We start from the raw sequence: 1,137 nt of genomic DNA, 5'->3' as shown, positions 1-1,137 counted from the left end.
CGGCCTTGGGCCGGCTGGCGGCGGCGGCCAGGCTTTGCTGCGCGCCGGTGGGCAGCGGACGGCTGGACGGCTCGGCGCTGACCTCCGCGGCCCACACCCGCATCACGGCGGCCGGCGCGGCCGGGGCCGGAACCGGCTCGGCCACGGACAGGTATAGGCGCAGCGCCAACAGCGGCGCCCCCAGCGTCAGCAGACAGGCGTTGCCCCAGCTGGCCAGCGGCAGCGGCGGACGGTCCCATGCGACGACGGCCATCTCAGCCGCCCTCGCGGGCGACCAGGCCGACGCTCAGATAGCCGGCCTCGCGCAAAGCGTCCATCACCGCCATCACGTCTTCGTAGCGCGCCTGGCGGTCTGCCTGGAAAAACAGCGGGGTGTCGCGACGGCCGCCGCTGTCGCGGTCCAGCCGCGCGGCCAGCTCAGCCAGCGTCACCGGCTGCTTGCCCAGTTGCAGCGAGCGGTCCTGATTCATCGACAGGTAGAGCGGCTTGTCCGGCCGCGGCTGCTGGCGCGCGCTGGAGGCCGGCAGTTCGATCCGGGTGTCCACGGTGGACAGCGGCGCCACCACCATGAAGATGATCAGCAACACCAGCATCACATCGATGAAGGGGGTGACGTTGATATCGGACAGCTCCGCCAGGCCCTCGTCCTGGCTGCTGGGAAAACCGCCGGCCATTCAAGCGCTCTCCGCGCGGACGTCCAGCTCGCGGCTAAGCAGCAAGAGCGCCAGCCCGGCCGCCTGCTGGCTGCGGCCTTTGTGCCGGGCCAGCGCGCGGCTGAACAGGTTGTAGATCACCACGGCGGGGATGGCGGCCACCAGGCCGACGGCGGTGGCGAGCAAGGCCTCGGCGATGCCCGGGGCCACGGTGGCCAAGGAGCTGCTGCCGCTGCGGGCGATGCCGACGAAGCTGTTCATGATGCCCCACACCGTGCCGAACAGGCCGACGAAGGGCGCCACCGCGCCTATGGTGGCCAGCAGGCCGATGCCGGCGGCCAAGCGCCGCCCCTGCTCCGCCTGCCATTGCTCCAGCCGGAAGCCCGCCCGCGCCTGCACGCTGTCGCGCGGCGCGCCGGGCGAGGACAAGCGCAGCTCGGCGTCGGCTTCGGCCAGCAAGCCGCGGGCCGGCTCATGCGCCGGC

At 72.8% G+C, this 1,137-nt stretch carries 3 protein-coding genes; all 3 read right to left on the bottom strand.

Features of this window, described 5'->3' with window-relative positions; all coding sequences use genetic code 11:
• Positions 1-253 (bottom strand): hypothetical protein (locus NK214_RS24855; RefSeq protein ID WP_253315800.1); only part of this gene is annotated, 253 nt, incomplete at its 3' end.
• A 1-nt stretch (position 254) separates the two neighbouring features.
• Positions 255-674 (bottom strand): TonB system transport protein ExbD, encoded by a 420-nt coding sequence (exbD, locus tag NK214_RS24850; RefSeq protein ID WP_235089616.1) that lies wholly within the window; start codon positions 672-674, stop codon positions 255-257.
• A partial coding sequence (locus tag NK214_RS24845; RefSeq protein ID WP_253315799.1) for a MotA/TolQ/ExbB proton channel family protein occupies positions 675-1,137 on the bottom strand: 463 nt, incomplete at its 5' end.

Origin of the sequence: Chromobacterium sp. S0633 (assembly GCF_024158805.1) — a bacterium.
GTDB lineage: Bacteria > Pseudomonadota > Gammaproteobacteria > Burkholderiales > Chromobacteriaceae > Chromobacterium.
Note: the sequence above shows the minus strand (reverse complement) of the source record. Positions and strands in the feature narration are given on the sequence as shown.